The organism is Methylobacterium sp. J-030, assembly GCF_022829545.1.
Lineage (GTDB): Bacteria > Pseudomonadota > Alphaproteobacteria > Rhizobiales > Beijerinckiaceae > Methylobacterium.
This window is the reverse complement of record NZ_JAKSYM010000310.1, coordinates 1-3,936: the sequence shown is the minus strand read 5'-3', so window position 1 is coordinate 3,936 and position 3,936 is coordinate 1. Positions and strand designations below refer to the sequence as shown.

The following is a 3,936-nucleotide window of genomic DNA, read 5'->3' as shown; positions in this document are numbered from 1 at the left end:
AAGTCATCCGGCGCAATGCGCGTGGAGACGCAGATCCGGCGAATGCGTAGCTGAAGCTGTTCGGGACAAGCTTACACTGGCGGCGAAGCCGGGCTGCACGTCTGCTTCCGGGCGAAGAACGGGCGAGAATATCCGTCCGACTTGGGTCGTGAGCGGGCACGGAGGCGATGTCCGCTTCTATCATTACTGTCCGAAAGCAGACCGGCGGAAAACCACCCATCTGAGATGCCAACAGGCGGTCTGCGGCAGCTGATGCTGGCCGAAAGCTGCCGGTCCGCTTTCGGGGGTGGCAGCAGGGAAAGTAGACGGCCTCCCAACGACCCACGGCAGCCGTTCCGACGGCCTTTCAAGTGTCCGGAAAGCGGTCATGCATCGATTGTTCGGTAGGCATGGCGGGAGGGCGATCACACTCCACCCTCCCGCCGCGGAGGGGACGCTCCACCTCATGCGAGCCGATGTCCTGCGTCGCGCTCCCGTCGGTGAGACGGCACCCAAAAGGCGGTTCGAATTCAACTTTCGAAGCTGACGAGGTCCTTGAAGATCAACCGCCCCCAGGTCGGGCCGCGGGCCTGCACGAGGAGCCCGCCCTCGGAGAGGGATCCAAGCTTGATCGGCGCGAAGCCGAGCCTTTCCGTGAGTTCGCCGACCTCTGTCGCAGCGTCCTCGTCGTCGCTCGCCAGGAACACGACCCTCCTGCCGCCATGTGCGCCCGGGTCCTGTCCGAGCACCCCAGCGCCCAGATGGTTGAACCCCTTGACCAGTCGCGCTCCGGTGAAGGCCTGCGCGACGACGCTGGAGGAAGGCCGCCCGCCTAGCTCCTCAGGGGGAACGCGGGTGTTGGTCACGTCGACGATGGTCTTCCCCTGCCAATCGGGGAGCGCCTTCGCGACGTCCGGGTGTGCCTCGAAGCGGACCGCCAGGAAGATGACGTCCGCCTCGACGGCCTCCGCCAGCGTCACGGGGACGACCCCGGACCCGATGGCGGCGGCATCGGATGCGAAACTTTCGGGATTGCGCGTGGTCGCGACGGAGACCGCGATGCCGTTGCGGGCGTATGCCTTGGCCAAGGCTTGGCCGATCTTGCCGAAGCCGATGATCGCGTAACTCATGTCTTTCACCTTGTTTGTGGCGTCAGCTGGGACGTGCGTCAGAGCTGTGCCAGGCCGCCGTCGACCGCGACCTCGCTGGCGGTCATGAAGCTGCTGTCCGCCGAAGCGAGGAAGGCGGCCGCCGCCCCGATCTCTGCCGGGTCGGCCATGCGCTGGAGCGGGGTCATCGACGCGAAGACCTTCTGGCCCTCTTCGCCGAGCGCCGCCTTGGCAAGCTCGGTCGCCGTCGCCCCGGGCGACAGCACGTTGACCCGGATGCCGGTGCCCTTCAGGTCTTCCGCCCAGGACCGTGCGAGGTTGCGCACCGCCGCCTTGCTCGCGCTGTAGGCGCTCATCGCCGGGGCACCTGTGGTGCCGGCGCTCGACCCGGTCAGGATGATCGAACCGCCCGGGCCCATCAACGGCAGCGCCTTCTGAACCGTGAGGATCGTGCCCTTCACGTTGGTGTCGAAGGTCGCGTCGATGTGCTGGGCGGTGATCTCGCCGAGCTTGAGCCTGCTGCCCCTACCGGCATTGGCGAAGACGACGTCGAGGGTCCCGCGCTCGGCCCTCACCACCGCGTAGAGCCGGTCGAGGTCCGCCTCGACGGCGACTGAGCCCCTCACCGCGCGGGCATCGGGCCCAAGCTCGACCACGGCGGCGTCGAGCGCGTCCTGCCGGCGGCCGAAGATGAAGACGAAGGCCCCTTCCTCGATGAAGCGCTTCGCTGCGGCACGGCCGATACCGGTCGCGCCACCCGTGATGACCGCGACCTTACCCTCAAGCTTTCCCACGTTCAGGCTCCGTCCTTGACTGTCTCGGGAAGCCCCCGACGCCCGAACATGCGTCCGCCTTGGGGAGACGTTGAGTACGGAAGTGCGCACAGCGGTGGTGCGAAATCGATCCGGCGCGCAGGCCGACGCCGATCGTGGGGTTTGATGTCCGCCGCGTGTGAAGATCCGCTATCGGCGATCTGAACCTGGGCAAGCTTCCAGGCCCATGTCCGACGTGCTGGTTGCGAGCCTTGCGAACAGGCGCCACTTGGTGCTGGATCGCACCATGTTCGACTGGGATGATGTTCGTTACTTCCTCGCCGTCGCGCGCGGAGGCTCCGTGCGGGGCGCTGCGGCGCACCTCGGGGTGAACCACGCGACCGTTCTGCGACGCGTCGCTCAGCTTGAGGAACGGCTCGGGGTGCAGCTGTTCGAGAAGCTGCCTGCGGGCTACCGCATCACAGGTGCAGGCGAGGAGGTTCTCGAACTCGCTGAGCGGATAGAAGTGACCGCCCACCAGTTGGAGGCACAGGTCTTCGGGCGCGATCAGGGCGTGCGCGGGCTCCTGCGGGTGACGCTGGCGCCGCCCCTCGCCACCCATCTGCTCATGTCGGACTTCGCTGAGTTCGCGCGCCTGCATCCGGACATCGAGATGGACCTCTCGTCGTCGGGTGAGCTGGCGAACCTCACCAATCGGGAAGCCGACGTCGCGATCCGCGTGGTCTACGACCGCAAGACCCTTCCGCTCAACCTTCACGGCCTGAAGGGACCAGAGGTGTTCGGTGGCGTCTACATGTCCCAAAACCGCCTCGCCGGATGGCGTGCGGGCGCGCCCGATCCCGCGCGGTGGATCGTCATCAGCGCGCACGGGGTACCGGACTGGGCCGACGCCGGCGGGATCCGAACCGCCGAGGTTCCGTTCAGGGTCTCAGGTGCCGAGGCGCAGGTCGCGGCGGTCCGGCAGGGGCTCGGGATGACGACACTGCCGTGCTTCGTCGGCGATGCCGATCCTCTCCTGGTCAGGGTCCCAGGCACTGAACTGCACCTGTACGGAACGCTCTGGCTGCTCACGCAGGGGGAGGCTCGCAGGACCAAGCGCGTGCGGCTCTTCACGGAATTCGTGTCCCGCAAGCTCGCAACGTACGCGCCGCTTCTCGCGGGGTTGTCCATATCACACGCTTGATGTGCGTCAGGTCGTCAGCGGCACCGGCGATGGTCGAGCGCCTCCAAGCGGAAGATCCGAGCGTCCGATGAACGGGCGCGAGCGGGTGCAGTGACCACGTACGCTCTCATAAACTGCCGCTCGAAAGCGATCCGACCGCTTTCCGCCCCTCTGAGACGTTGGGGCGAGCGAGGCTTGGCGGCAGATGCCCGATTTCGGCCCGTCCACTCCCGGATAGGAAACCGGAAGAGCGGACGTCGCTCAAAGACCCACTTACGACTCGAAGCATACCCTGAGCAGGTCGGATCTGGGCGCTCGGTGAAACAGAACCGCGCGACCGAACAGGTGTATTCGAGAGGGGCCGCTTTTCGGCGGCAGGGCCGCAGAGCGCCCGAACAGGCATATCAGGGGTGCAGAACCAGCTTCTGCGGGCGCCAGTTCAGCAGTTCGCCGACATAGATCTCGTGCTCTGACGGGCAGGCGATCTCGTGGATCCAACCGAACTGCTTGAGCTGCTTGCCCGTCTCGCCGAGCACGCCCAGCACCTTGCCGTCGAGCGACAGCTTGTAGATCCGGCCCGGGAAGGCGTCGGCGACGAAGAGCACCTGCTTGGGCCCAGGCGTGATGCACAGTGCCCAGGGCGCGCCCGGCGTGAAAAGGTCGACCGTGGAGCGGTCCTTGGCCGGTTTGCCGCGGATGATGGCGCGCGCCTTGTCATAGTCGAACGGCACGTCGATCTTGATGATCCGCTGGATATGGCCACCGGTGTCCATCACCTGGATGCGGGCGTTGCCACGGTCGGCGATGTAGATGTTGTCGTTCGCGTCCGAGGCGATCGAGTGCAGGGTGCGAAACTGACCCGGCTCGGTGCCGTAGCTGCCGTAGGAGTCGACCCAGTTGCCGTCCTTGTCGA

3 protein-coding genes and 1 pseudogene are annotated in these 3,936 nt (G+C 66.4%); 1 reads left to right on the top strand and 3 read right to left on the bottom strand.

Features of this window, described 5'->3' with window-relative positions; translation table 11 throughout:
- Positions 1–509: 509 nt before the first annotated feature.
- Complete coding sequence (locus MKK75_RS23185; protein WP_244044870.1) at positions 510–1,109, bottom strand: NADPH-dependent F420 reductase; 600 nt, start codon at positions 1,107–1,109, stop codon at positions 510–512.
- 38 nt (positions 1,110–1,147) lie between these two features.
- Positions 1,148–1,882, bottom strand: a complete 735-nt coding sequence (locus MKK75_RS23180) for an SDR family NAD(P)-dependent oxidoreductase (RefSeq protein WP_244044869.1) — start codon at positions 1,880–1,882, stop codon at positions 1,148–1,150.
- A 265-nt stretch (positions 1,883–2,147) separates the two neighbouring features.
- Between MKK75_RS23180 and MKK75_RS23175 the strand changes: the two genes are divergently transcribed.
- Positions 2,148–3,044, top strand: coding sequence for a LysR family transcriptional regulator (locus MKK75_RS23175; RefSeq protein WP_244044871.1), 897 nt, complete (start codon positions 2,148–2,150; stop codon positions 3,042–3,044).
- A gap of 383 nt (positions 3,045–3,427) precedes the next feature.
- Here MKK75_RS23175 and MKK75_RS23170 read toward each other — a convergent pair.
- Positions 3,428–3,936: pseudogene (locus MKK75_RS23170) on the bottom strand (6-bladed beta-propeller); the annotation flags it as partial.